The sequence below is a fragment of the Microtetraspora malaysiensis genome, assembly GCF_001528665.1.
GTDB lineage: Bacteria > Actinomycetota > Actinomycetes > Streptosporangiales > Streptosporangiaceae > Microtetraspora_A > Microtetraspora_A malaysiensis.
This window is the reverse complement of record NZ_BBYJ01000004.1, coordinates 119830-142627: the sequence shown is the minus strand read 5'-3', so window position 1 is coordinate 142627 and position 22798 is coordinate 119830. Positions and strand designations below refer to the sequence as shown.

The 22798-nt window shown below is 71.0% G+C and carries 24 protein-coding genes, 1 tRNA gene, 1 pseudogene and 2 riboswitches; of the genes and pseudogenes, 8 read left to right on the top strand and 18 right to left on the bottom strand.

The window, feature by feature from the left end; all coding sequences use genetic code 11:
• Positions 1–28: 28 nt before the first annotated feature.
• On the bottom strand, positions 29–1210 hold the full coding sequence (locus AWQ71_RS00680; RefSeq protein ID WP_067124868.1) for a sensor histidine kinase: 1182 nt from the start codon (positions 1208–1210) through the stop codon (positions 29–31).
• A 170-nt stretch (positions 1211–1380) separates the two neighbouring features.
• Here AWQ71_RS00680 and AWQ71_RS00675 point away from each other — a divergent pair, with 170 nt between their 5' ends.
• Positions 1381–2265: a hypothetical protein gene (locus AWQ71_RS00675; protein WP_067124865.1), complete on the top strand. Its 885-nt coding sequence runs from the start codon at positions 1381–1383 to the stop codon at positions 2263–2265.
• Positions 2266–2376: 111 nt separating this feature from the next.
• Here AWQ71_RS00675 and AWQ71_RS00670 read toward each other — a convergent pair.
• From AWQ71_RS00670 to bcp, 9 genes are all read right to left on the bottom strand, one after another.
• Positions 2377–2449: transfer RNA gene (locus AWQ71_RS00670), tRNA-Leu, on the bottom strand.
• Complete coding sequence (locus AWQ71_RS44575; protein ID WP_439650347.1) at positions 2440–2571, bottom strand: HNH endonuclease; 132 nt, start codon at positions 2569–2571, stop codon at positions 2440–2442. The genes AWQ71_RS00670 and AWQ71_RS44575 overlap by 10 nt, the downstream gene beginning before the upstream one ends.
• Positions 2572–3100: 529 nt before the next feature.
• Positions 3101–4195 (bottom strand): branched-chain amino acid ABC transporter permease, encoded by a 1095-nt coding sequence (locus AWQ71_RS00665; RefSeq protein WP_067124862.1) that lies wholly within the window; start codon positions 4193–4195, stop codon positions 3101–3103.
• Positions 4192–5058, bottom strand: coding sequence for a branched-chain amino acid ABC transporter permease (locus AWQ71_RS00660; protein ID WP_067124859.1), 867 nt, complete (start codon positions 5056–5058; stop codon positions 4192–4194). Before AWQ71_RS00660 ends, AWQ71_RS00665 begins: the two co-directional genes overlap by 4 nt.
• 58 nt (positions 5059–5116) lie before the next feature.
• Positions 5117–5812: an ABC transporter ATP-binding protein gene (locus AWQ71_RS00655; protein ID WP_067124856.1), complete on the bottom strand. Its 696-nt coding sequence runs from the start codon at positions 5810–5812 to the stop codon at positions 5117–5119.
• A complete protein-coding gene (locus AWQ71_RS00650; protein ID WP_067124854.1) occupies positions 5809–6585 on the bottom strand; it encodes an ABC transporter ATP-binding protein in 777 nt (258 codons plus the stop codon). Before AWQ71_RS00650 ends, AWQ71_RS00655 begins: the two co-directional genes overlap by 4 nt.
• Positions 6582–7784: a substrate-binding domain-containing protein gene (locus tag AWQ71_RS00645; protein ID WP_067124851.1), complete on the bottom strand. Its 1203-nt coding sequence runs from the start codon at positions 7782–7784 to the stop codon at positions 6582–6584. The genes AWQ71_RS00650 and AWQ71_RS00645 overlap by 4 nt, the downstream gene beginning before the upstream one ends.
• Positions 7785–8109: 325 nt before the next feature.
• Positions 8110–9471, bottom strand: coding sequence for an extracellular catalytic domain type 1 short-chain-length polyhydroxyalkanoate depolymerase (locus AWQ71_RS00640; RefSeq protein WP_245658044.1), 1362 nt, complete (start codon positions 9469–9471; stop codon positions 8110–8112).
• A gap of 256 nt (positions 9472–9727) precedes the next feature.
• Positions 9728–10195: a thioredoxin-dependent thiol peroxidase gene (gene bcp / locus AWQ71_RS00635; RefSeq protein ID WP_067124848.1), complete on the bottom strand. Its 468-nt coding sequence runs from the start codon at positions 10193–10195 to the stop codon at positions 9728–9730.
• Between the two features lie 167 nt (positions 10196–10362).
• Here bcp and AWQ71_RS00630 point away from each other — a divergent pair, with 167 nt between their 5' ends.
• Positions 10363–10677 carry a DUF3618 domain-containing protein gene (locus AWQ71_RS00630; protein WP_067124845.1) on the top strand — a complete coding sequence of 105 codons (315 nt, stop codon included), beginning with the start codon at positions 10363–10365 and terminating at the stop codon, positions 10675–10677.
• Positions 10678–10759: 82 nt separating this feature from the next.
• Here AWQ71_RS00630 and AWQ71_RS00625 read toward each other — a convergent pair whose 3' ends face one another.
• The gene (locus tag AWQ71_RS00625; RefSeq protein ID WP_067124842.1) at positions 10760–11929 is read right to left on the bottom strand and encodes an amino acid deaminase/aldolase; all 1170 of its coding nucleotides are present in this window, start codon (positions 11927–11929) and stop codon (positions 10760–10762) included.
• 185 nt (positions 11930–12114) lie between these two features.
• Here AWQ71_RS00625 and AWQ71_RS00620 point away from each other — a divergent pair, with 185 nt between their 5' ends.
• Both AWQ71_RS00620 and AWQ71_RS00615 read left to right on the top strand, forming a co-directional pair.
• Positions 12115–12717 (top strand): DUF6286 domain-containing protein, encoded by a 603-nt coding sequence (locus tag AWQ71_RS00620; RefSeq protein WP_157570119.1) that lies wholly within the window; start codon positions 12115–12117, stop codon positions 12715–12717.
• 2 nt (positions 12718–12719) lie between these two features.
• Positions 12720–13196 carry an Asp23/Gls24 family envelope stress response protein gene (locus AWQ71_RS00615; RefSeq protein WP_067124836.1) on the top strand — a complete coding sequence of 159 codons (477 nt, stop codon included), beginning with the start codon at positions 12720–12722 and terminating at the stop codon, positions 13194–13196.
• Here AWQ71_RS00615 and AWQ71_RS00610 read toward each other — a convergent pair.
• A complete protein-coding gene (locus AWQ71_RS00610) occupies positions 13125–14519 on the bottom strand; it encodes a hypothetical protein (protein ID WP_067124833.1) in 1395 nt (464 codons plus the stop codon). The genes AWQ71_RS00615 and AWQ71_RS00610 overlap by 72 nt on opposite strands.
• A gap of 130 nt (positions 14520–14649) precedes the next feature.
• Positions 14650–15609, bottom strand: a complete 960-nt coding sequence (locus AWQ71_RS00605; protein WP_067124830.1) for a sugar kinase — start codon at positions 15607–15609, stop codon at positions 14650–14652.
• 71 nt (positions 15610–15680) lie between these two features.
• On the opposite strand from AWQ71_RS00605, the gene AWQ71_RS00600 reads away from it, so the two are divergent.
• A complete protein-coding gene (locus AWQ71_RS00600) occupies positions 15681–15890 on the top strand; it encodes a hypothetical protein (protein ID WP_067124827.1) in 210 nt (69 codons plus the stop codon).
• Here AWQ71_RS00600 and AWQ71_RS00595 read toward each other — a convergent pair.
• The 3 genes from AWQ71_RS00595 to gcvT are packed head-to-tail and all read right to left on the bottom strand — an operon-like array spanning position 15877 to position 18756.
• Positions 15877–17250, bottom strand: a complete 1374-nt coding sequence (locus tag AWQ71_RS00595; RefSeq protein WP_067124824.1) for an L-serine ammonia-lyase — start codon at positions 17248–17250, stop codon at positions 15877–15879. The two genes, AWQ71_RS00600 and AWQ71_RS00595, sit on opposite strands and share 14 nt — an antisense overlap.
• 34 nt (positions 17251–17284) lie before the next feature.
• Positions 17285–17674: a glycine cleavage system protein GcvH gene (gcvH, locus tag AWQ71_RS00590; protein WP_067124821.1), complete on the bottom strand. Its 390-nt coding sequence runs from the start codon at positions 17672–17674 to the stop codon at positions 17285–17287.
• A complete protein-coding gene (gene gcvT, locus AWQ71_RS00585) occupies positions 17671–18756 on the bottom strand; it encodes a glycine cleavage system aminomethyltransferase GcvT (RefSeq protein WP_067124814.1) in 1086 nt (361 codons plus the stop codon). The genes gcvH and gcvT overlap by 4 nt, the downstream gene beginning before the upstream one ends.
• A 30-nt stretch (positions 18757–18786) precedes the next feature.
• Positions 18787–18884, bottom strand: a riboswitch (glycine riboswitch).
• Positions 18885–18983: riboswitch (glycine riboswitch) on the bottom strand.
• Positions 18984–19260: 277 nt separating this feature from the next.
• Here gcvT and AWQ71_RS00580 point away from each other — a divergent pair.
• Both AWQ71_RS00580 and AWQ71_RS44835 read left to right on the top strand, forming a co-directional pair.
• Complete coding sequence (locus AWQ71_RS00580) at positions 19261–19875, top strand: VOC family protein (protein WP_067124812.1); 615 nt, start codon at positions 19261–19263, stop codon at positions 19873–19875.
• A 102-nt stretch (positions 19876–19977) separates the two neighbouring features.
• Positions 19978–20106 (top strand): annotated as a pseudogene (locus tag AWQ71_RS44835) (AraC family transcriptional regulator); the annotation flags it as partial.
• A 244-nt stretch (positions 20107–20350) separates the two neighbouring features.
• Here the strand turns inward: AWQ71_RS44835 and AWQ71_RS00570 are convergent.
• Positions 20351–20902 carry a GNAT family N-acetyltransferase gene (locus AWQ71_RS00570; RefSeq protein WP_067124808.1) on the bottom strand — a complete coding sequence of 184 codons (552 nt, stop codon included), beginning with the start codon at positions 20900–20902 and terminating at the stop codon, positions 20351–20353.
• Between the two features lie 51 nt (positions 20903–20953).
• On the opposite strand from AWQ71_RS00570, the gene AWQ71_RS00565 reads away from it, so the two are divergent.
• Positions 20954–21589, top strand: a complete 636-nt coding sequence (locus AWQ71_RS00565) for a TetR/AcrR family transcriptional regulator (RefSeq protein ID WP_218001588.1) — start codon at positions 20954–20956, stop codon at positions 21587–21589.
• Between the two features lie 197 nt (positions 21590–21786).
• Here AWQ71_RS00565 and AWQ71_RS00560 read toward each other — a convergent pair whose 3' ends face one another.
• Complete coding sequence (locus tag AWQ71_RS00560) at positions 21787–22785, bottom strand: helix-turn-helix domain-containing protein (RefSeq protein ID WP_218001587.1); 999 nt, start codon at positions 22783–22785, stop codon at positions 21787–21789.
• Positions 22786–22798: the final 13 nt, after the last annotated feature.

Sequence of the window (22798 nt, the reverse complement as noted above, 5' to 3'; positions counted from 1 at the left end):
GTGCCGTGTTGGGCACCCTCTGAGGCTCTCATGCCGTCTGGCCGATCGGGAGGCGGGCGGTCACCCGGAAGCCGCCTCCCGGGCGAGGCGCCGCGTGGACCGTGCCGCCGTACATCCCGACCCGTTCCCGCATGCCGATCAGACCGTGCCCGTCGTCCGCGCGCGCCGCGGAGGCGCCCCGCCCGTCGTCGGACACGGTCAGCGTCACGTCGTGCGCGCCGTACTCCACCTGGACCGAGGCGCTGACGCCGGGGCCGCCGTGCTTGAGGGTGTTCGTCAGCGCCTCCTGGATGATCCGATAGATCACCAGTTGCTCTCCATCCGGCACTTCAGGCTGAGGGCCGGACCTGGTGAAGTCCACCGGCAACCCCGACGCGCGGACCTGATCGATCAGATCGGCGAGCTGCTCCAGACCCGGCTGCGGAGCGTACTCGCCGCCCGATGTGTGGTCGTCGCGCAGCACCCCCACCAGCCGCCGCATCTCCGCCAGCGCCTGCCGCCCCGTCGAGGACACCGCCTGCACGGCACGGCGGGCCTGCTCGGGATCGGTGTCGATGGCGTAACCGGCGCCGTCGGCCTGGACGACCATCACGCTGACGTTGTGCGCGACCACGTCGTGCAGCTCACGCGCGATCCGCGTGCGCTCGGCGGCGGCCGCGATGCGCGCCTGCTGGTCCCTCTCGCGCTCGGCGCGCTCCGCCCGCTCAACCAGACTCTCGACGTACCGCTGCCGCATGTTGACGTAGATGCCGCTGATCCAGATCGCGACGACGAACACGGTCGGCCCGGGCCAGGCGTTGAGGACGTCATGGGATTCGCGGACCAGCGACAGGAAGATGCCGATCTCGGCGACCACGGCCGCCGCTATCGCCCATTTCAAGGGGCGGCGCGCGGCCACGCCGTACATTGCCACGAGGACCGCCAAGTTGACGGGCAGGATGGCGATCCCGGCGGCCCACTGGACGAAGCACACGAGAGCGACGATCGCGAACGCGCCGACCGGATATTTCCGCCGCCAGATCAACGGCACCACGAGCATGGCACTGAGCAGCAGCAGCACGACCGGGCCGAACCTGTCTCTCCCGGACACGTCCGCATAGGAGGAGGTGGACAGGGTGGAGAGCAGGCCGAGCAGCGCCAGCGGTGCGAGAGCGAGCGTGTCAACGAGGAGGGAGTGGCGTCGCTTCCAGGCGCGCAGTCTGCCGAACACGGCACTAACGATAGGTAATGCGCAGGTGGGCGCGGTTCCCCCCTGTGACGGATCCCCGTCTACGACCCGGGTCGCATAGCGACATGTCCACATTTACGCCACACTTACGGTTCGTCGGGCACTCTTTACGAGGGGATGCCCTTGCGGGCGAGTAAAGGGAGATCTGTGTGATGGCGGATCGTGACGCCGGGTCGCGCGGCGCAGAGGATGAGCCGCGCGACCCAGACGGCCAGGCACTCGGGGAGCGTCACGACTCCGGCCCGGCCACGGCGGCGCCTGCCGACTCCGCGGCGCAGCCGTCTTCCGGACACGCCGGAACCGCCGAGCAGCCCGCCGACTCCACCGACGCCGCCGCGGGCGCCACGCCCACGACCGCCGACTCGATGTCCGACCTCGGGCTCAAGCCCTTCACGTCGCCGAGCGGAGCGCCGGGGCCGCGTCCCGGTGGGCCCGGACCCGCACCGACCTTCGCACCTCCGTACGGCCCGGCGACCACGCCGATGCACGCCCCCGGCCCGGCGCCCCACGGGTGGACGCAGGAACCCGGTCCGGCGCGTCCGCCCGGGCCCGGCTACGGACCGGGCGGCATGCCCGCGTCCGGCCCTGCGGTCACGCCGATGTACGGCCAGCCCGCCGTCGTGGCCGGACCGGCTTTCGGAACATACGCGTACGGCCCCGGCGGTCCCGGCTGGGCCGCGCCGGGATGGGCGACCACGGCCGGAGGGGCCGGAGCGGGCTCCGGCAGCCGGCCACAGTCGGCCGCCCACCGATTCGGCGCGTTCGCGCGCGGGCGAGGGGGCCAGTTCATCGTCGCCGGGCTGATCGGAGCGATCCTCGGCGGAGGCGCGGTCGCGGTCGGCACCGCCATCTGGAACCAGGAGCACGCGTACAGCGCGCCCTTCGAGAACGGCTACCTGGACGGTCGTGGCCAGCGGGACCGATCCTTCGGTGGGGGACAGCGCATGAAAGACCTGCAGGAGCAGTTGTCGCAGCTCTGTCAGCAGACCGAGAGCGGATTCCGCTGCGCGGTGCCCCGCTCCGGCCGCTCCGAGTAGCGTCCCTGCGCATGCCCCCGTCGCTGAGGTGTGGCGCGGAATCGGCACTTCCGTGAAAGAAAAGCGAAAGCCGCCTCTGTGGAAAGAGGCGGCTTTCACTTAATTTAAATGTGGGGTCGGCGGGATTCGAACCCGCACTGTACGGCACCTAAAGCCGTCGTCTCTGCCGTTGGACTACGACCCCTGTGACTTTCCCTCGCCTGCGAAATCATCCGTTTGTGAATGACGGCTCGGGCAAAAGAATCGCAGATTCTCTATTCTGTTGTCGAGTCGATTTCCGCTGATGTGGTCGGCGTGTAGCGTCAGCGACTGACCCGGCCAAGTGCCGCCTATCCTACAACGTGAGCACTCGTAGGGAACTCCTACTTCGCGAAGGGCACGGCGTAGGAACGCCGGTCGCTGTCAAGAACTGCCCTTTGGCGGCATGACCAGGATCTCCGTCGCGGGACGACGAGCGGGGGACCATGTGCCCCGGCTATGTGCCTGGCCGAGGAAGTGCGGGGTCGATGCCGAAGTGTTTGAGGCGGCGGCTGATGTGCGCGTGCGTGCCCCCGGGTCACGGGATTCGGAGATGGCGGAGCACATCGGCGATGCTGATGGAGTTGGCGGCCGCCGCAGCGAGCGGCTCGGGGGTGTATTTGTACTCCGGGTTCGCCATGGTCTGAGCTTATGGAGCGGCACCGACAATTTCGGTCGGGCCGAATTCGGACTAAATTCGGAAATGTCCGTGATGTGACGCCGGATCCGGCGTCCCGGGACAACGAAGCGGACATGAATATCCACGCCGTCGTCACGAGACGCCGGGCTCATCCGTGGGCGAGGAGGCGGCGGCCGATCATCTCGTACGGCCGCGTAGGCGGGCGGCGAGGCTGGCCAGCCCGCCCGGCAGGAAGTACACCATCACGATGAAGAGCACGCCGAGCACGAACAGCGGCTCGGACAGCGGCGCGCGCAGCACCTCCGGCAGGCCCGCGACGGCGTCGGACGTGCCGAGCGCGGCGAGCCGGTGGTCGAGGTAGGTGTACAGCACGCCGCCGAGCATGGCGCCCCAGCGGCTTCCCGTACCGCCGAGCACCACCATGACCAGGAAGGCGAGGGTGAAGTTCGACGTCGTGATCTGCGGGCTCGATCCGCCGACCAGGAAGAGGTGGACGACCCCGCCCAGTGTTGCCAGGAACGACGCGATCACGAAGGCCAGCAGCCGGAACCGGTACGGCGGGAGACCGAGGACCGACACCCTGCGCTCGTTCTCGCGGATCGCCTGCCAGACGCGGCCGGGCTCCGACGCCACCACCCAGGCGATCACCGCCAGCACGACGATCAGGTAGCCGAGGGCGATCCAGTACAGGTTCGCGGTGTTGGTCACGCCGGAGAGGAACGCCGGGATCGCGTCGGGCGCGAGTGGCAGCCCCTCCTCGCCGCCGGTGAGCCGCCCCGGATCGCTCATCACGAGGATCGAGCCGACCTGCGCGGTCGCGAGGGTCACCATGGCGAACGCGATGCCGTTCACCCGCAGCGCCACGGCGCCGAGGAGCGCGGGCACGACCAGGCCCACGAGTACGGCGAGCAGCAGCGCGGCGGGGAGGGTGAGGCCGAGCTTCGTCACGGCGATGTTGACCGTGTAACTGCCCAGCGCCACATAGAGCGCGTGCCCGAAGGACAGCAGCCCCGTACGGCCGAAGAGCAGGTCGTACGTGGCCGCGAGCCCGGCGAAGACGAGGCAGACGGCGAGCAGTTGCAGCGATCCCGGGCTATTGGCCGGGCCGGGCAGCAGCCCGGGCAGGTCCAGCGTCGAGAACGGCAGGATCGCCAGCACGGCGAAGGCGGCCACCGGCGCGCCGCGCCGGATCCAGCGGCGGCGGGGTGAGTCGGGACGCGGGCGGAGGTCGTCCGCGGTCGCGGTCTCGGAGGCGTCTGCTGTCGTGGTCACGCTGCCCTCCCTGCGAGGCCTCCCGGCCGGGCCAGCAGGACCACGGCGAGCAGGAGCACGACCGAGGCCTCCCCGACGCCCGCGGCCGCGTAGAAGCTGGTGAACTGCTGGACCAGGCCGACGAGTACGGCGGCGATCGCCGAGCCGGTGACCGAGCCCATGCCGCCGATGACGACGACGATGAAGGCGAAGATGAGCAGGGAGGTGCCCTGCCCGGGGGAGACGTTGCCGAAGTAGACCCCGGCGAGCGCTCCGGCCAGTGCGGCCGCCGCGCCGCCGATGGCGAACACCAGCGTGAAGGCGGTGCGTACGTTGATGCCGAGGGCGGTGACCATGGTCCGGTCCTCGACGCCGGCCCGGACGATCAGGCCGAAGCGGGTCCGGCGCAGGAACACCTGGATCGCGACCAGCACCACGACGGCCGCGCCGATCAGCAGGAACCGGTCGTTGGGCACGATCGCGCCGAGGATGCGCGTGGTCCCGGTGGCCCATTCCGGCCGGGGGAACGTCAGCGGGTCGGCGCCGAAGGCGGCCTGCAGCAGCGCCACCCCCGCCAGGCTGAGGCCGACGGTGACGAGCACCTGCTCGATCGTCCGGCGGTAGAGCGGCCGGATCAGCAGTGTCTCGACGAGTACGGCGGTCACCGTGCCGGCCACGACGCCGAACATGACGGCGGGCACGAACGGGAATCCGAGATGCGTCGAGGACCACCAGGTGCCGTACGCGCCGACGGCGAGGAACAGGCCGTGGGCGAAGTTCAGCACGTCGGCCAGTCCGAAGATGAGGGACAGCCCGGAGGCGATGAGGAAGTAGAGCGCGCCCAGGCCGAGGCCGGTGAGCGCGAGGAGCACGATGTTGCTCATCGAGCCTCCTCACGTGCGGGATCGCCGGGCCGCGGCCGTGAGAAGAGTGCGGAAGAGGTCACGCCACCCCCAGGAGTTCGCGGGTGAGGTCGGGGTCGGAGAGCAGGGAGGCGGCCTCGCCGGTGTGGACGACGGTTCCCTGCTCGATGACCACGACATGGTCGGCGATCCGCCGTACGAGTGCGAGGTTCTGCTCCACCAGCAGGATGGGCACCTCGCGGGCGGCGCGTTCCAGCACGTCGGCCACCTCGGTGACGATCTTCGGCGCGAGCCCCTTGGTGGGCTCGTCGACCAGCAGCATCCGGTTGTCGTTGAGCAGCGTGCGGCCGATCGCGACCATCTGCTGCTGGCCTCCGGACAGGGTGCCCGCGCGCTGCGCGCCCCGCTGCTTCAGCTCGGGGAACATCTCGTAGACCAGGTCGTATCGGTGCGGGCCGCGTCCGCGTTCGGCCAGCCGGAGGTTCTCGGTGACGGTCAGCCCGGCGAAGATGCCGCGGTCCTCGGGCGCGTAGCCGAGGCCGCGCCGGACGATCGCGTGCGTGGGCAGTGCGCCGATCTCCTCGCCGTCCAGGCGTACGCTCCCGGTCTTCGGCACGATGCCGAGTACGGCCTTCAGCGTGGTGGTCTTGCCCGCGCCGTTGCGTCCGAGCACGGCGGTGACGCCGGTGGCCGGTACGGCGAAGCCGATGCCCTGGAGGATGTGCGAGCTGCCGATCCGCACGTGCAGGTCGGCGATCTCCAGCAGCGGTGTCACAGCGCCTCCCCGAGGTAGGCCTCCTGCACGACCGGGTCGGCCATGACGGCGTCCGGCGCGTCGAGGGCGAGCAGGCTGCCGTGGTGCATGACGGCGACCCGGTCGGCGAGGCCGAGCAGGACGTCCATGTGGTGCTCCACCATCAGCACGGTGCGGCCCTGTTCGCGGTGGACGGACCGGATCACCTCGGTGAGCGCGGGCACGTCCGCCACGCCGACCCCGGCCATCGGCTCGTCCAGCAGGATGAGGCGGGGGTCGGTGGCCAGCAGGATGGCGATCTCCAGCTTGCGCTTGTCGCCGTGGGACAGCGATCCGGCGGTCTCGCGGGCCCGGTGGGCGAGCCCCACGCGTTCGAGGGCCTCGGCGGTGGCGAGCCACGCCGCGCGGTCCGACTCGGCGCGCCGCCAGATCCGCAGGCAGGTGCCGCGGTGCGCCGCGGCGGCCAGCCGTACGTTCTCGGCGACGGTGAGGGCGGGGAAGACGCTGGAGGACTGGAAGGTGCGGCCGAGCCCCTGGCGGGCGCGGCGGTGCGGCGGCGCGTGGGTGATGTCGCGGCCGTCCAGCTCGATCGTGCCGCCGGTCGACCGGGTCAGTCCGGAGATCAGGTTGAACAGCGAGGTCTTGCCGGCGCCGTTCGGGCCGATGACGGCGACGAACTCGCCCTCGGCCACGTCGAAGCCGACGTCGGAGACGATGTGGGCCCCGCCCACCGCCCAGCTCAGCCCGCGTACGCGCAGGACCGGCCGGGCGGGGGCGGCGACGGTGCCGGTCACTTCTGCGCGGCCGCCGCGGGCGCGACGGCGTCGGCGTCGAGCTTCTTGACGACCTCGGCGGTGGGGGTCGCGCCGCCGGTCAGCTTGGCCTGGAACATCGGCTGGAGGAGGGCGTGGTCCTCGGCGCGTACGGTCATCGCGCCCTTGACGCCGTCGAAGCTCCATCCGGCGAGGCTCTTGACCATCGCGTCGGGGTCGTCGCCCTTCTCGGCGGCGTGCACGATCATCTGGGCGGCGGTGAAGCCGTCGCCGGTGAACAGGTCGACGGCGCCGCCGGCCTTGGTGACGCGCTCCGTCATGGCTTTCTCGACGTCGGTGCCCGCCGCGTCGGCGAAGTAGTGCGACAGGAAGTTGACCTTGTCCGCGACCGGTCCGTACGCGGGCCAGGTGGCGGTGATGTCGAGGCCCGTCACGACGGTCGTCGCGTCGAAGACGCCCTGCTGGCCGAGGGCGGTCCACATCGCCTGCGCGGTGGTGCCCGCCCAGGCGACGAACAGCAGGTCGGCCTTGGCCTCCTTGGCCTGGGTGGCGAACGGCGTGAAGTCCGTCGCGCTCGCCGGGACGAGCAGCGGCTCGACCTTCCCGCCCTTGGCGCCGAGCACGGCCTGCACGCCGGCCACGTTGGCCTGGCCGAACGCGCTGTCCTGGGCGAAGACCACGACTTTCTTGCCCTGGACGTCCCCGATGAAGGCGGCGGCGGTGTTGATGTCCTGCGCGGTCTGGCGGCCGGACCTGAACGTGTACGTGCCGGCGCCGGTGACCGCGTCGGTGGCGGCGGGGCCGGAGACGAAGAGCACCTTGTTCTGTTCGGCGATCGGCGCGACCTGGGTCGCGACGCCGGAGGAGGTGGAGCCGGCGAGGATCTTGTATCCCTTGCCGATCAGGTCCTTCGCCGCGGACACCGCCTTGGCCGGGTCTCCGGCGTCGTCCACCTCGGTGACCTCGACGGTCCGGTCGCCGATCTTCTTGCTTCCGTTCGTGGCGTAGTCGAGCCCGGCCTGGAAGCCCTCGATGTACTGCTTGCCGTACGAGGCGAGCGGTCCGGACTTGGAGTAGACGAGACCGACCTTGATCGGTTCCGTGCCGCCGCCGGTTCCCGAGCCGGCGGTGCCGGGGCTGCCGCACGCCGCGGCGAGGAGCAGGACCGCCGCGGTGGTCAGCGCCGCGGGAAGCCGGACCGGGTGACTCTTACGACCCATGGTCAACTCTTTTCTGCAGGCATGGGGGGAGATCGGGAAAGCGCAGGCGGAGAACCTGACCGGATTGGCGGAAAGGCTAGGCAAAGCGTGATCGCGGTTCCATGTGCTCTGTCCCCACAACGGGCGGGGATGTGGTGTTAGGCCCAGCCATCTCGCGGCCCCGCCGGGTGCTTCCGAGTTCGCTCCGCCGGTTCTCGTGCGCGCGGGCCGGCCCGCCGATGGGGGAGTCGGCGGGCCGGCGTGTCCGGTCCATACGTGACGTGGGCGCGATGTGTCGGTCCGCCACGTGGCGGGTGGTGCTACAGGCGGGTGGCCGCCGGGGGGTTCAGCACTGGCCGTCGGCGAGCTTCCAGTAGCCCGGTCCGGTCTGCCGGAGCGTGTGGGTGACGAAGACGTTCCACAGGCCCATGGCGTCATCGGATCCGTTGGCGTAGGTGTATCCGCCCGCCTGGTAGGCCCGGCCCGCGACCGTGTGGGCGTAGTTGCTGGCGGTCACGCAGACCGCGCTCGGGGTCGCCGTCGGCGTCGGTGACGGTGACGGTGACGGCGACGGCGACGTGCTGGGCGTGGGTGTGGGTGTGGGCGTCGGGCTCGGTGTGGGGCTGGCCGACGGGCTGGGGGTGGGGGAGCCGTCGAGGCCGAAGAACCGGGTGTCGTAATAGGCGGAGCAGACGGTGTCGAGGAAGTAGGCCCCCGCGGTGCCGCACTGGTCGGCCGCGCCGCCGGGATCCACCGGAGTTCCGTGCCCCATCCCGGCGACCTGGTAGAACCGGACCGCGTCGTCGCCGTACCGCTCCAGGGTGGTGCCGGCGGGCAGGCTCTCGGTGGACGTCGGCGTCTGGCCGACCCCGGCCACGTCGGTGAACTGGTCGCGCAGCTCCACGCCGTTGGCCTTGTTGACGACGTAGTCGGCCTGCCCGTGCCAGACGGCGACCCTGGGGCGCGGTCCCGCGTACCCCGGATAGGCGGCCCGGACGAGGTCGCCCCACTGGGCCGGGGTCTTGGCGACCGCCCCGGTCATGCAGGTGCTCGACGAGGCCGGCGGAGAGCATCGGTACGGCAGGCCGGCCACGACGGAGCCGGCCCGGAACAGGTCGGGGTAGGTGGCGAGCATGACCGCGGCCATCGCGCCGCCCGCCGACAGGCCGGTGATGGAGATGCGCGCGGGATCGAGATGATAGGCGCCGGTGGCGTGGCCGACCATCTGCGCGACGGACAGCGCCTCCCCCTGGCCCCGCTTGATGTGGGCCTCCTGGTACCAGAGGAAGCAGTTGGAGGGGAAGGCGGTGGCGTCGATCCGCTCGGGGAGGATCAGCGCGAAGCGGTGCAGGTCGGCGAACTTCCGCCATCCCGAGTTGGTGAAGTAGTCATTGGCGGTCTGGGTGCAGCCGTGCAGGGCCACCACGGCGGGCGCGCCGTCGGGCAGCCCGTCGGGGCGGTAGACCCACATGTTGAGGGCGCCGGGGTTGGATCCGAACCCGGTGACCTTCTCCAGTCCGGCGGCGCGGGCAGGACGCGCCCCGGCGAGCAGGACGGCGATCAGCCCGAGCGCCGTGAGGGCGGCGACGACGGGCAGGGAGGCGGACACCCGCCGGCCGGGGTGTCCCGGCGGGCGGGTCGCGGGGCGGCTCGGCGAGTGTTTCTGGGGGGAGGACAGCGGCGCTCCGCCGTCGGGGAGTGGGATCACGAGCGGCTCCTCGTTCACAGGCCCGACATCTGCCCGTGACGGTATAGACGACCGCCGTTCCGTGATATGTGGTGTGTCCCCCGTTCGGCCGCCGCCGGAATATGGGATCGCGACGTGTGCGCCGCCCACACAGCGTCGCCGCGCCCACACCGCCGTGCTGTCGTCGGCGGGGCCGGTGGCCGCCTCGGCCCGGCCCGCTCGCCGCGCGGCCGCCGTTTCGGGCGGCCCGGCGACCGCGACACGCCTCCTTACGCGGTCAGGAGACGCCGAGCTCCTTGAGCAGGCGGGCGACGTGACCGGTGGCCTTCACGTTGTAGAGCGCCTTCTCGATCTTGCCGTCGGCGTCGATGACGAACGTGGACCGGATGACCCCCATGATCGTCTTGCCGTAGTTCTGCTTCTCGCCGTACGCGCTGTACGCCTTGTGGACGTCCAGGCCGGGGTCGGAGAGCAGCGGGAAGGTCAGCGCGTCGTGCTCGCGGAACCGCTGGAGCTTGGCCGGGGTGTCCTTCGACACACCGAGGACGGCGAAGCCGTGGCCGGTCAGCGCGTTCAGGTTGTCGCGGAAGTCGCACGCCTGCTTGGTGCAGCCGGGCGTCATCGCGGCCGGGTAGAAGTAGAGGACGACCTTCCTGCCGCGGAACGACTCGAGCGAGACGTCAGTTCCGTCGGCGTCGGTAAGGGTGAAGTCCGGTGCGGCGTCGCCCGGCTCGAGCCTGCTCATCAAGTCCTCCTGCTATTGGACGGAAAAGCCCATGGTTCGCGCGCAACGCGGGTGACCCGCGAGGATGCGGGTAGGCGCTTATAAAGCTACCGGGTCGGCCGCCGTACGACGCGGCCACGTGAACTGGCAGACTGATCGGACATTTAGTACCACAGGAGGGGGTCGCCATGGCGGACACCGATCCCGATGCGCTTGAGCGGGAGATCGAGCGTACGCGAGTGGAGCTGGCTCGTACGGTCGACGCCATAGCTGACCGGGTGAGCCCGAAGCGCGTCGCCGAGCGGAGCGTGGCGAAGGTCAAGGCGAACGCGGAGCGCCTGGTCGGGGGCCAGCATCGGCAGGTCAGGCCGGGCGAGGAGGGGCAGGCCGGTGTCTGGGAGGAGTACCCGCCCAGGGACATCAGCCCTGTTCTGATGGTGGTGGGCGCGGCCCTTGTCGTGGGCGCCGCCGTCCTCCTGCTCCGCCGTCGCAGGCGGAGCTGACCGCACGCCGGCGAGCCGGCAGAGCGCCAGAACGCACCAGGACCCCTGATCGGAGACTCCCGATCAGGGGTCTTCGCATGAGTCAGAGGAAGGTCTTGCCCTCGCCCCGATAGGTGGGGACCTCCTCCACCACCCGGTCGCCCTCGATCAGGTGCAGGCTGGCGAACCGCTCGCACAGTTCGCCCGCCTTGGCGTGGCGGAACCACACCCGGTCGCCGACCCGCAGGTCGGAGGCGGCGTCGCCGAGCAGCGGCGTCTGCACCTCGCCCGCGCCCTCGTTGGCGTCGTACCGCAGCCCGGCCGGCAGGTACGGCTGCGGCAGTCGCGTCGGCCCGGGGGACCCCGAGGCGTGGTAGCCGCCGCCGAGCACCGTCGCGATGCCGGGCGCGGGCTTGCGCACCACGGGCAGCGCGAACAGCGCCGCCGGGTGCCCGTCGAAGTTGCGGTAGAAGTCGAACAGCCGCGGGTGGAAGAAGCCGGACCCGGCGGCCACCTCGGTGATCGCCTTCTCGCGCACGGTCGTCTCGATGCTGCCGGTGCCGCCGCCGTTCACGAACTCCAGGTCGGCGACCCGTCGTACGGCCTGCACGATCCGGCCCCTGCGGACGATCAGCTCGCGGCGCGAACGCGCCTGCATCCAGCGGACGACCGTGCCGTACGGGCCGGGGATCTTGTCGCCGACGCCGGCGATCTGCGCCTCGTACGCCATGAGTCCGGTGAGGCGGAGGCCGGGACGCCGGGCGATCTCGGCGGCGATCTCCGCGGCCTGCGCGGGCTCGCGCAGAGGGGAGCGCAGCGCCCCCGCCCGCAGCTTGCCGGCGAACGCGACGAACGCCGCGTCGATGTCCAGACATACCCGGATCTCGTGGGGCTGGCCCTGGAGCAGGTCCAGGTGCTCGGGAGAGTCGACCATCAGCGTGATCTCCCGGGCCGCGACCGGGTCGGCGCCCAGGGCGCGGATGGCGTGGCGGTCGGTGGTCGGGTAGGCCACGAGCACATCGCGCATCCCCGTGGAGACCAGCCAGAGCGCCTCGGGGAGGGTAAACGCCATAATCCCGGCGAATCCCTCCATCGCGAGGACGCGTTCGAGGATCGGGCGGCAGCGGATCGACTTGCTGGCCACCCTGATCGGCTTGCCGGCCGCCCGGCGGGCCATGCTCTCCGCGTTCAACCGCAGCGCGTCGAGGTCGAGCACCGCGAACGGCGCCTCCAGATGAGCGGTGGCCCGGTCCAAGCGCTGTCGGTCGTCCATGTCGGCAGCTTAGTACCGCTCTTCCGGAATATATGAGTCGGGTTCACATTAATCGCGGGGCAAATTTTGCGGCGGCGGACCTCCAAGATTCAGTCGATGGAGTGGTGCATCACCCCCGCCGATCTTTTGCGGTGTACGCATATGCACGTGAGCATGCCTGTACACGGGAAGTGGTGATCGGCCCGATGAGCATCGTCGAGGACATCCTCGCGGCCTCCCCGTCAGCGTCGGGGCGAACGGAACAGCGCACGCTGCGGCGCAACGCCGTCCGCGCGCTGCGGCCCGGGCGCGCTCCCGCGGGCGTCCTGGTCTCCGTCGTGATCGCCACGGCGGCGTGGACCGTGCTCGCGGTGAGCATCGGGAGCCTCTTCGGCGCCCCGGCGGGGCCCCGGCTGGGCCGCCTGCTCTCGCTCACGTTCGGTGACCCGGCCGTCCGGAGCGTGGCGAGCGCGATGATCGTCCTCGGAGCGCTGCTGGTCGCCCTCGCACTGACCCCCGGGCGTCCCCGGCTCGTCGCCGTGGAGACCACCGACCCGCATCTCGTGATCGGCCTCACCCGCAGTGGCCTGCGCCGTACGCTGGCGAGCGCGGCGCGGGGGGTCGAGGGGGTCGAGGCGGCCCGTGTCCACATCCACCCGCGGCGCATCGAGGTGACCGTCGTCACCCGCGCGCAGGGCGCGGGCGAGCTGCTCCGCGCCGTCGGCACCGCCGTCGGGGACCGGCTCGCCGGCCTCGGCGTCCAGGGCCGTCAGGACGTCGTCGTACGGCTGCGCCGGGCGAGGGTGTGACGATGCGCGCGTACCTGGGAAACCGCGTCGGCATCCTCGTGGTCGGCCTGGCCCTGCTGGTGGGCGGCGTCGCCGTGCTGCTCGCCGCGGGCGAGCGGCCCGGGGACCCGGTGCTCGACCTGAGCTTCTTCACCGAGAACGCCTGGGCGCGGCCCTTCGGCGTTCTCGTACCCCTGGTGATCGGCATCGTCGCGACGCGCTGGCTGCTCGTCGCCCTCGGCTGGGGGCGGATCGGCACGCGTACCGGCTCGGGGATCGCCATGCTCGGCGTGGCGCTCAAGGGCGTTCAGGGCATCGGCAGGCTGTACGTGCGGCTGGTCGGCGACAGCAGGATGCGGATCAGCATCGACCTCCTGCCCGAGGCGGACCCGGCCGACGTGATCGGCCGGCTGAACGCCGAGGCGGTGTCACGAGTGCGCAGCATGGTCGGCCGCGGAGACCTTCCGACGCTGGTCAGGCTGCACATCCGGCGCCGCTGACCGGCGGGCGCCCAGTGCCAGCCCGGCCGCGAGGCAGGCGAGCGGCACCACCGGCACGATGTAGCGGTGGTCGAAGGCCGCGATCATCGGCGGGGCGAAGAGCAGGGCCGCGGCGGCGGCCAGCGGCGGGATCACGGCCCACCGCCGCACGAGCAGGCCGCCCAGCCCGATCAGCAGGATGACCGCGAGGAACGGCCCGCGCAGGTAGCCCTGCTCCTGGTAGGCGCGCAGCCACCCCGCCCACGGCTCCACCACCCGGGTCTCGCCCGAGGAGCCCTGGTAGGCGGTGGTGAGCTGCGTCGCGGTGCGCCCCGCGGACGCGATCTTGTCGGGGAACGGCTTCGCCGAATCAGGGAAGACGTACGCGCTCTGCGGCCCGGGGGAGGGGTAGACCCGGCGCTCCCACTCGAAGGCCCAGAGGGCGTCGCTCAACCCGGTGCGCAGGAAGTCGAGCGGCTGGCTGCGGATCGCCAGCGACGCGAACTCGCCGGCCAGCTCCTCCCGTTTCGCTCCGACGCGCTGGAGCGGGGAGGTGGCGTCCCAGATGTAGGCGGGCGCGGCCAGTCTCGGCTCGGTGGGGCAGAGCGGGGTGAGGCGCGGAGCGGGGTCCATCTTGGCGCAGTCGGCGAACGTCATGGTGCGCGACCACAGCCACGTGCTGCTGCCGCCCATGCCGTACGAGCCGTGGGCGCTGTGGAACCAGACGGCGTAGCCGCCGAGGACGACCGCCGCCGCCGCGACGCCCGAGACCAGCGCTCGCGCGCCCGCCCGGGTCAGCAGCAGCCAGCCGGCGGCGATGACGATCAGCGGCAGCCCGATGGTCCGGGTGACGGTCGCCAGCGCCAGCACCAACAGCGCCGCGGCCGCGGCCGTGACGGACGGTTTCGGCCGCCACACCAGGATCGCCACCCCGGCCACGGCCAGGAAGGTGAACAGCAGGTCGGCCATCATCAGGTGTTCGAGCTGGATCTGGTGGGCGTCCAGGAGGATCGGCGCGGCGACCAGCGCCGCGATCCATCCCCGCAGTGCCGTACGGCGGCGCAGCATGACGTAGACGAGGACGGCGATGCCGATCCCGAGCAGATGCTGGACGATCACGACGGCCTGGATGTCGCGCAGCGGGCTGAGCAGCCACAGGAACAGCGAATAGCCGGACGGGCGGGACGCCAGCGGGCGCAGATCGAGGCCCGAACTCAGGTACGCGAACGAGTCGGCCCAGAACCACAGCGCCGGGCGGTAGCCGAGCACGGCCAGCGCCCGCAACGCCACGCCGAGCACGAGCACGGCGGCGAACGCCAGGTGCGACCGCAGGAACGAGGACACCTTCCCCCTTGCGGTTGCCTAACCGACCGACAAATCAGGAACCGCCAGGATAAAGCATGATCCTGTGAAGAAAGGCGTTGCCTTGAGGCGCCGAGCGCCGTCACGCCGGAGGCGTGACAATAGGCAGGGTTCAGCGGGTGACGCCCTCCTGGCGGGTGAGGAGCCCGAGTTCGGCGCGGGTGGGCAGGCCCTCCCAGTCGCCGGAGACCGTGCAGGCGAACGCCCCGGCGGTGACGGCGGTGTCCAGGCGGGTCTCGGGCGGCGCGCCGGCCAGCAGTTCGGCGAGGTATCCGCCGACGAAGGCGTCGCCCGCGCCCACCGGGTCGAGCACCTCCACGGGTACGGCGGGGCGGACCAGCGGACGGCCGTCCACCAGCGCGGCGCACCCCTCGGCGCCCAGCTTGACGACCACCTGCGTCGGCCCGAGGTCGGCGAGGGCGGCGGCGAGGTCGAGCGGGTCGTCCTTGGCGGGTACGAACAGCTCGGCCTCCTCGATCCCGGCGAAGACCACGTCGCTGTCGGACAGGATGCCCGACAGCCGTTCGGCCGCCTGTGCCCGGCTCCAGAGCCTGCCCCGGTAGTTGACGTCGAAGGAGACGGTGACGCCGTGGCGGCGGGCCAGGCCGACCGCGTGGCGCACGGCCTCGGCGGCGGAGTCGGAGAGCGCCGGAGTGATGCCGGTGACGTGCAGCAGCGCGGCGCCGGCTATGGCGTCCTCGGCCACGTCGGCGGGGCTCAGCCGCGATCCGGCGCTGCCCGCCCGGTAGTACCAGACGTTCAGCGACTGGTTGGTGCGCCGTTCCTTCACCATGAGGCCGGTGGGCGCGCCGTCGTCGACGATCGCGCGTACGTCGAGGCCCTCGGCGCGCAGTTCGCGCAGCACCAGGTCGCCGAAACCGTCGGCGCCGACCCGGCCGATCCAGGTGACGGGGACGCCGAGCCGCCGCAGCGCGATGGCGACGTTGCTCTCCGCGCCGCCGACGCCGACGGCCATGCTCGGCGCGTGCCGGAGCGGACCGGTGCGCTCGGTGGTGAGCAGGGCCATGGTCTCTCCGAGCGTGATCGCGCCCCGCGGCTGCGGCTCACCCATCGCGCTTCCCTCCGTTCTCGGCGGTTTCCCGGCGGTCCCGCGAGTCGCGGGGCTCACGGCGGGGACACCCGGTGCTGGAGTCGGCGCTCGCCGCGTGGGCCCGGCACACCCACGACGACGAGCCGGACGACCCCGCGGCCGCCCGGCTGCGCGCGGCCTGGTCGGGACGCCGGGACGCGGAGGCCGTACGGGCGCTCCTGCTCGTCCTCGGCGCCACCGACCTCGCGGACGACACCGGCCTGGTCACCGCCGTGGCCGGGCGCCTGATCAGCACTCGATGACGTTGACGGCGAGGCCGCCCCGGCTGGTCTCCTTGTACTTGTCGAGCATGTCCCTGCCGGTGTCACGCATGGTCTTGATGGCCTTGTCGAGCGACACGAAGTGGCGGCCGTCGCCGCGCAGCGCGATGCGGGACGCGGCGATCGCCTTGACCGACGCCACCGCGTTCCGCTCGATGCACGGGATCTGAACCAGTCCGCCGATCGGGTCGCAGGTCAGGCCCAGGTTGTGCTCGATGCCGATCTCGGCGGCGTTCTCGACCTGCTCAGGGGTGCCGCCGAGCGCCTCGGTGAGCCCGGCCGCGGCCATCGAGCAGGCCGACCCGACCTCACCCTGGCAGCCGACCTCGGCGCCGGAGATCGAGGCGTTCTCCTTGAAGAGCACCCCGATCGCCCCCGCGGTGAGCAGGAAGCGCACGACGCCGTCGTCGTCGACCCCTTCGACGAACCGCGTGTAGTACGACAGCACCGCCGGGATGATGCCGGCCGCGCCGTTCGTCGGGGCGGTGACGATCCGGCCGCCCGCCGCGTTCTCCTCGTTCACCGCGAGCGCGAACAGGGTCACCCAGTCCATCGCGCGCAGTGGGTCGCGGTCGGCCTCGGTCTGCAGGCGGCGGTACAACTGGTTCGCCCGCCGCCTGACCTTGAGCCCGCCCGGGAGGACGCCCTCCATGGTGGTGCCGCGCCGTACCGACTCGGCCATGACCGACCACAGGTGCAGCAGCCCCTCGCGGATCTGCGCGGGCGTGCGGCCGAAGGCCTGCTCGTTCTCCAACATGAGCGCGGAGATCGACAGGCCGGTCTCCGAGCACCGGGCGAGCAGCTCCGCCCCCGTGGTGAAGGGGTGGGGGAGCACGGTGTCGTCCGGCTTGATGCGGTCGGCGCCGGTGGCGTTCTCGTCCACGACGAACCCGCCGCCGACCGAGTAGTAGATCTTCTCGCGCAGGATCTCGCCCGAGTCGGTGAAGGCGGTGAACCGCATCCCGTTCGGATGGTGGGGCAGCGTGATCTTGCGTTCGAAGACGAGGTCGTCGCCGACGACGAAGGGGATCTCGCGGGAGCCGTACAAGGTGACCGTGCCCGACTCCCGCATGGCGGCGAGCCGCGCGTCGACCGTGTCCACGTCGACCAGTTCGGGCTTCTCCCCGGACAGGCCGAGCAGCACCGCCTTGTCGCTGCCGTGGCCCTTGCCGGTCAGGCCGAGCGAGCCGTACAGAATGACCTCGACGCGCGAGGTCTTCTCAAGTAGACCGTCCTGGTGAAGGCCGCGGGCGAACTTGTGCGCCGCGGCCATCGGGCCGCCCGTGTGGGAGCTGGACGGCCCGATGCCCACCTTGAACAGATCGAAGACACTGATCGCCATGATCCATGCCCTTATCTGGAAATCTCAGGGAATATCAGGATTCGCCCGAGGTGAGGGTGGTGTACTCGGCGGCCGAGAGCAGGTCCTCCGGCTCGCCCTCCATACGTACGCGGAACAGCCAGCCCTCGCCGTACGGGTCGGAGTTGACCAGCGAGGGGTCGTCCACGACCGCCGGGTTGGTCTCCACGATCTCGCCGCCGACCGGGGCGTAGATGTCGCTCACCGACTTGGTGGACTCCACCTCGCCGACCGCGTCACCGGCCTCGACAGTGCTGCCCACCTCGGGCACCTGCACGAAGACCACGTCACCGAGCTGCTCCGCGGCGAACGCGGTCACACCCACCGTCACGGTGAGACCGTCGTCAACGCCGGCCACCCACTCGTGCTCCTTGGTGTAGCTCAGCTCTTCGGGGATGCTGCTCACTTGCTCCTCCTGTAGAAAGGCAGATCAACGACGTCAACGGGCTCTTGGCTGCCACGGATGTCCACGGCCAGATTTCCCTTTTCGAGGGCGTCGGCCGAGACGTACGCCATGGCGATGGGCTTGCCAAGAGTCTGTGAAGGCGCACCGCTGGTCACCACGCCGACGACCTCGCCCTCCCGCGTGACCGGGTATCCGTGGCGGGGGACCCGTCGGCCGCGCGCCACCAGGCCGACCAGGCGCCGCTCGGGGGCCGGGTGCCCAGACAGCGCGGCCTTCCCGACGAAGTCGCCCGGCTTGTCGAACTTCACGACCCGGCCCAGCCCGGCGTCGAAGGGCGTCATCTCCGCGGACAGCTCGTTGCCGTACAGGGGCATGCCCGCCTCCAGCCGGAGGGTGTCGCGGGAGGACAGGCCGCACGGCCGCAGCCCCAGCTCCGCGCCCGCCTCGGTGAGGGCGTTCCACAGCCCGGCGGCGTCCTCGGGCCGGGCGAACAGCTCGAACCCGTCCTCGCCGGTGTAGCCGGTACGCGCGATCATGACCTCGAACCCGGCGACCGTGCCGGGGAGGCCCGCGTAGTACTTGAGTCCGACCAGGTCGGCGTCGGTCAGCTTGCCGAGGATCGCGGTGCTGTTCGGCCCCTGGATCGCGACCAGCGCGTACGCGTCCGACCGGTCCTCGACCTGGGCGTCGTACGACTTCGCGCGCTCGGTCAGCTCCTGTGCGACCTTGGCGTAGTTGGACGCGTTGGCGACGACCATGAAGTCCTCCGGCGCGAGCCGGTAGACGATGAGGTCGTCCAGCACGCCGCCGTTCTCCGCGACGATCATCGTGTATCTCGCCCGGCCGGGCTCGAGCACGCTCAGGTGGCCGACGAGGGCGTAGTCCAGGGCCTCTCCCGCCTGCGGGCCGGTGACGTGGATCTCGCCCATGTGGGACAGGTCGAACAGCCCGGCCGCGGTGCGCACCGCGTTGTGCTCGGCCGACTCGCTGCCGTAGCGCAGGGGCATCTGCCATCCCGCGAAGTCGGTGAGCGTGGCGCCGAGGCCTTCGTGAACCTCACGCAACGGGGTAGATCGTGACATGATCGCACCTCAGGAAGACGGATGAGAGCATCCTCCCCCTCTGTCATCGGTGCCTGAGAGCTTCGTCCGTTTTTTGCCGGACTTTCACCTTCGGCGAGGCCGGTCACGGCCTGCTTTCCAGAGGTCACCTGGCCCGCACGGTCCTTTGCCTTGAGAGGTTCGCGGGGAGGGCTTGCTCCTTCAGGGGACCTGACCGGCTTGTCAGGACGCTCTCCCGCACGGGTTCATTCGGTGCCCCGCCAGCCTAGTGGTCGGACGCGGCCGCGCGAAACCGGTCCTCTCACGATCGGTAGATGTCGTGATACCCGACGGCCAGCCAGGTGATCACTGTGTCGCCGGACTCCTCCTGATCCATCGTGAATGTGAACAGTTCGTCGGCGGCTGCTCTTCGGCGGCGCCCTCGGGCAGTTCCTGGCCGCCGGGCGGCGGGAGTGGCGAAGCGGGCGACAGAGCGATCAGGAATCGAGAAGCGCCGGTCAGGGGGCCGCAACTAGCGTCATCGCCATGGCTTCCATCGAATCCGTCACCCTTGAGGTGGCCGACCCCACCGCCGTCGAACGCTTCTACACCGACGCCTTCGGATTGGACTCGCCGGTGCGCCTGCGGGCCTCGGAGGCGCCGACGACCGGCTTCCGTGGGTTCACGCTGTCGCTCACGGTGTCCCAGCCGGCCAACGTCAACAGTCTCATCGGCGCCGCTCTGGACGCCGGCGCATCGCCGGTGAAGCCGGTCACGAAGTCGTTCTGGGGCTACGGCGGCGTCGTCCAAGCCCCGGACGGGACGATCTGGAAGGTCGCGACCTCGGCGAAGAAGGACACCGGCCCGGCCACCCGGCAGATCGACGAGATCGTGCTGCTGCTGGGAGCGGCGGACGTGGCCGCGAGCAGGCGGTTCTACGTTGACCGTGGCCTGGCCGTGGCGAAGAGCTTCGGCCGCAAGTACGTCGAGTTCGCCACGGGGTCGAGTCCCGTCAAGCTGGCGCTCTACGGGCGCCGTGCCCTTGCCAAGGACGCCGGCGTCTCTCCCGAGGGCACCGGATCGCACCGGCTCGTGATCGGCGGTGACATCGGGTCCTTCGCCGACCCGGACGGGTTCGCGTGGGAGACCGCGTCGCGTTGAGCCGGGTGGCGCGGCCGCACCCGGCTCCGCCCCTTCTGTCCCGTGGTGGCTACCCGGCGTGCGGCCCAGATGCTCGCAGGCATCGATGAAAGGAGTTCTCTCATGTGTCACCCTTCGTGGACGCGCGCACTCAACGAGGCGCACCGCCGGGGCGACCTCGCGCGGCTGCGGCGTGTTCAGGACCGGATCGACCGGGAGTACGCGCAGCCGCTGGACGTGGAGGCGCCGGCCGGCGCGCGCGACGGCGGGGATGCCGTCGTGCGTGATGAAGCAGGCGACCAGACCGGTCCGGAACCGAGAGGCGCCGACCCCCGAGCCGCGACCGGCCTGACCGGCGCGGACATCACCATTCGCACGTGACGGCCCGAAGGCCCCCGGCCTTCGGCGCTCGCCGCGCGATCCGGGCCGGCTGTGGGTGGGCGTGGGGCTTCGGGACATGACGCTCGCGGTGTCCCGTGCGCCACCGGTCAGCCGGTCACCGGCCCAGGGCGCGCCATTCGGGAGCAAGGACCGCCCAGACCTGCTTGTCGTAGCGCACACCCTCGTATGGCCATGCCTCGCGTCGCACGCCCTCCAGCGTCATGCCGAGCCGCTTGGCCACCGCTGAGCTGCGGTCGTTGTCGGCCCGGCAATGCCACTCGGCCCGGTGCAGCCCCCGGGACGTGAACGCCCAGTCCAGCAACACGCCACACGCCTGCGTGATCAGGCCGTGGCCCTCAGCGGACGGCTCCAGCCAGCAACCGATCTCACACGAGCCGAGAGCGGTATTGAAATCGGTGAACATCACACCGCCGGCCAACACTCCGTCCCGCCAGATGCCATATATGCGGGCACCGTCGGCGGCCTGGCGTTCGGCATATCGCTTGAGCGTGGCCCGCGCCCCGTCGATGTCGTCGGTGACGAACGCGGACCCGACCCACGGGCGAATGTGCTCGCGAGCCCGATCCAGATGGTCGGCGAACTCCTCGGCATGCCAGACCTCCAGCCCACCAAGGCGAGCACCGTCGCGCAGCGGCAGCGAGAACATGAGGGCCTCCCCATTCACATAACAAGCGTTATGGCAATGTACCGTGGCAGCGTGTCACGCACCAAGGGAGATCACGAAGCCCGCCGACGCGACGTCTCCGAAGCGGTCTGGCAGGTCATGGCCACTCGCGGCTTCGCCGGCCTGACCCTGCGTGCCGTCGCCGCCGAACTCGGCGCGACCACCGGCCTGCTCACGCACTATTTCCCCACCAAACAGGCCTTGGTGGCGTACGCCCTCGATCTACTCGAACAGCGCACCGTCTCCCGTCCCCGCCGCCACACGGGGGAAGGTCTGGCCGCCCTCAGGGACGCACTGCTGGACATCCTGCCGCTGACCCCTGAAGCCGCCGACAGCAATCGAATCTGGGTCTCCTCCTGGGACGCCGCGCTCTCCGACCCCGCCCTGGGCGCCGACTACGCCCGCAAGTACGCGCAAAGCCGCGACGGGCTGCGCGAGCGGGTGGCCGCGGCCCAGAAGCTCGGCGACCTGCCTCCTGGCGACCCCGCGCACATCGCGGCCGGCGCTCAGTCCTTCATTCTCGGCCTGGTGGTCCAGGCCCTGTTCGACCCGGCGGCGTTCCCGCCACAGCGGCAAGTCGAGCTCCTGGACGACTACCTGGCCGCCCTGACCACTCGTACTGATGATCCGACGACGATCACTCGGCCCGCTCCCGGCGGGGGGCTCTGAGCTGCTCGTCGGGATACGGTGAGTCACCTAAGCCCCGGTGTTGCCTCTGCATCGCAGGCCACCCGGGGCACAGCCTTTTCCGGGCGATGGAATCACCCGTCCTATTGGTTCGCTCGTGGATCACGACACGCGAGCCGGAGGATCGATCGGTGCGATGTGAACGAGGACAGATGGATCCAGCGGACCATGTGCCTCCCTCAGAGCCAGCCACGCGCTGACGCTTCGGCACCGGCCTGGAACCTGGTGGTGGCGCCCAGCCGTTCGACGACCGCGGCGATCCGGCGGGTGGCGGTGCGCGCGCTCACCCCGAGTTGCCTGGCGATCGTCTCGTCCTTCAGCCCGGCATTGAGCATCCGGAGCACCAGGAGGTCCTCCTCGTCCGGCCTGTCGCCGACCGGTGGCGGGGCGCCGGTGAGCGGCTGACCGCGCTCCCAGTAGGCGTCGAACAGCTCGATGAGCGCGTCGAGCAGGCCGGAGGGGCGGATCAGCGCGACGTTGTCGTAGACGCCGTCCACCAGGGGCATCAGTGCCAGCCGCCGGTCGGCGACCCGCAGCTTGAACGGCAGGCTGGGCAGGAGCCTGGACCGCTCACCCCCCTCGGCCAGCCGGAGGAGGGTCTCGAACCGGCCGGGGCGTTCCAGGGATTCAGGGCAGTACACGACCCGGATGTCCACCCCCCGTGCGATCAGCTCCCGGGTGCTGGCGATCTCCGATTCGTTGGTGTCCACCGAGTCGTCGGGCCACCCCAGGTAGGGCGGCCGGTCGAGCACCAGCAACTCCGACGTGACCGCCCTGTTCAACTCCGTCATCTGCCGCTTCACCGCGTCCTCGCCCGAGAGGATCTCCACCAGGCCGGCCGGGTCGGCCCGCAGCCGGCCCGACTGGTAGAGCTGCGCGAAGTCGGCGACCGTGGTCCGGACCTCGGCCAGTCCCGCCTCGGCCTCCAAGCGGCGCCTGTCGATCAGCCATCCGAGCGCCGCCTCGGGCGCCACCGGCTCGTACCTGCCCGGCCTGGTGCGTCGCAGCAGTCCGAGTTCGGCCAGCCGGGCCAGCGTGTGCCGTACCCGTGCGGTGCTGACCCGCAGCGAGCCCGCCAGGTCGGCGACGGTGCGGTCGGGGTGGCGGAGCAGGAATCGGTAGACCTGTTCGTCGAAATCGCCGATGCCCACCGCACCGAGCACTGACTGGTCCTCCACCTACCACCTGACC

Excerpts from the sequence above, each read along its gene's own strand:
- AWQ71_RS00660 (WP_067124859.1), bottom strand. The coding sequence starts at position 5,058 with ATGAGCAACATCGTGCTCCTCGCGCTCACCGGCCTCGGCCTGGGCGCG.
- AWQ71_RS00625 (WP_067124842.1), bottom strand. The coding sequence starts at position 11,929 with ATGGACGACCGACAGCGCTTGGACCGGGCCACCGCTCATCTGGAGGCG.
- AWQ71_RS00645 (WP_067124851.1), bottom strand. The coding sequence starts at position 7,784 with ATGGGTCGTAAGAGTCACCCGGTCCGGCTTCCCGCGGCGCTGACCACC.
- AWQ71_RS00605 (WP_067124830.1), bottom strand. The coding sequence starts at position 15,609 with ATGGGTGAGCCGCAGCCGCGGGGCGCGATCACGCTCGGAGAGACCATG.
- AWQ71_RS00595 (WP_067124824.1), bottom strand. The coding sequence starts at position 17,250 with ATGGCGATCAGTGTCTTCGATCTGTTCAAGGTGGGCATCGGGCCGTCC.
- AWQ71_RS00675 (WP_067124865.1), top strand. The coding sequence starts at position 1,381 with ATGGCGGATCGTGACGCCGGGTCGCGCGGCGCAGAGGATGAGCCGCGC.
- bcp (WP_067124848.1), bottom strand. The coding sequence starts at position 10,195 with ATGAGCAGGCTCGAGCCGGGCGACGCCGCACCGGACTTCACCCTTACC.
- gcvT (WP_067124814.1), bottom strand. The coding sequence starts at position 18,756 with ATGTCACGATCTACCCCGTTGCGTGAGGTTCACGAAGGCCTCGGCGCC.
- AWQ71_RS00580 (WP_067124812.1), top strand. The coding sequence starts at position 19,261 with ATGGCTTCCATCGAATCCGTCACCCTTGAGGTGGCCGACCCCACCGCC.
- AWQ71_RS00615 (WP_067124836.1), top strand. The coding sequence starts at position 12,720 with ATGCGCGCGTACCTGGGAAACCGCGTCGGCATCCTCGTGGTCGGCCTG.
- AWQ71_RS00630 (WP_067124845.1), top strand. The coding sequence starts at position 10,363 with ATGGCGGACACCGATCCCGATGCGCTTGAGCGGGAGATCGAGCGTACG.
- AWQ71_RS00570 (WP_067124808.1), bottom strand. The coding sequence starts at position 20,902 with ATGTTCTCGCTGCCGCTGCGCGACGGTGCTCGCCTTGGTGGGCTGGAG.
- AWQ71_RS00620 (WP_157570119.1), top strand. The coding sequence starts at position 12,115 with ATGAGCATCGTCGAGGACATCCTCGCGGCCTCCCCGTCAGCGTCGGGG.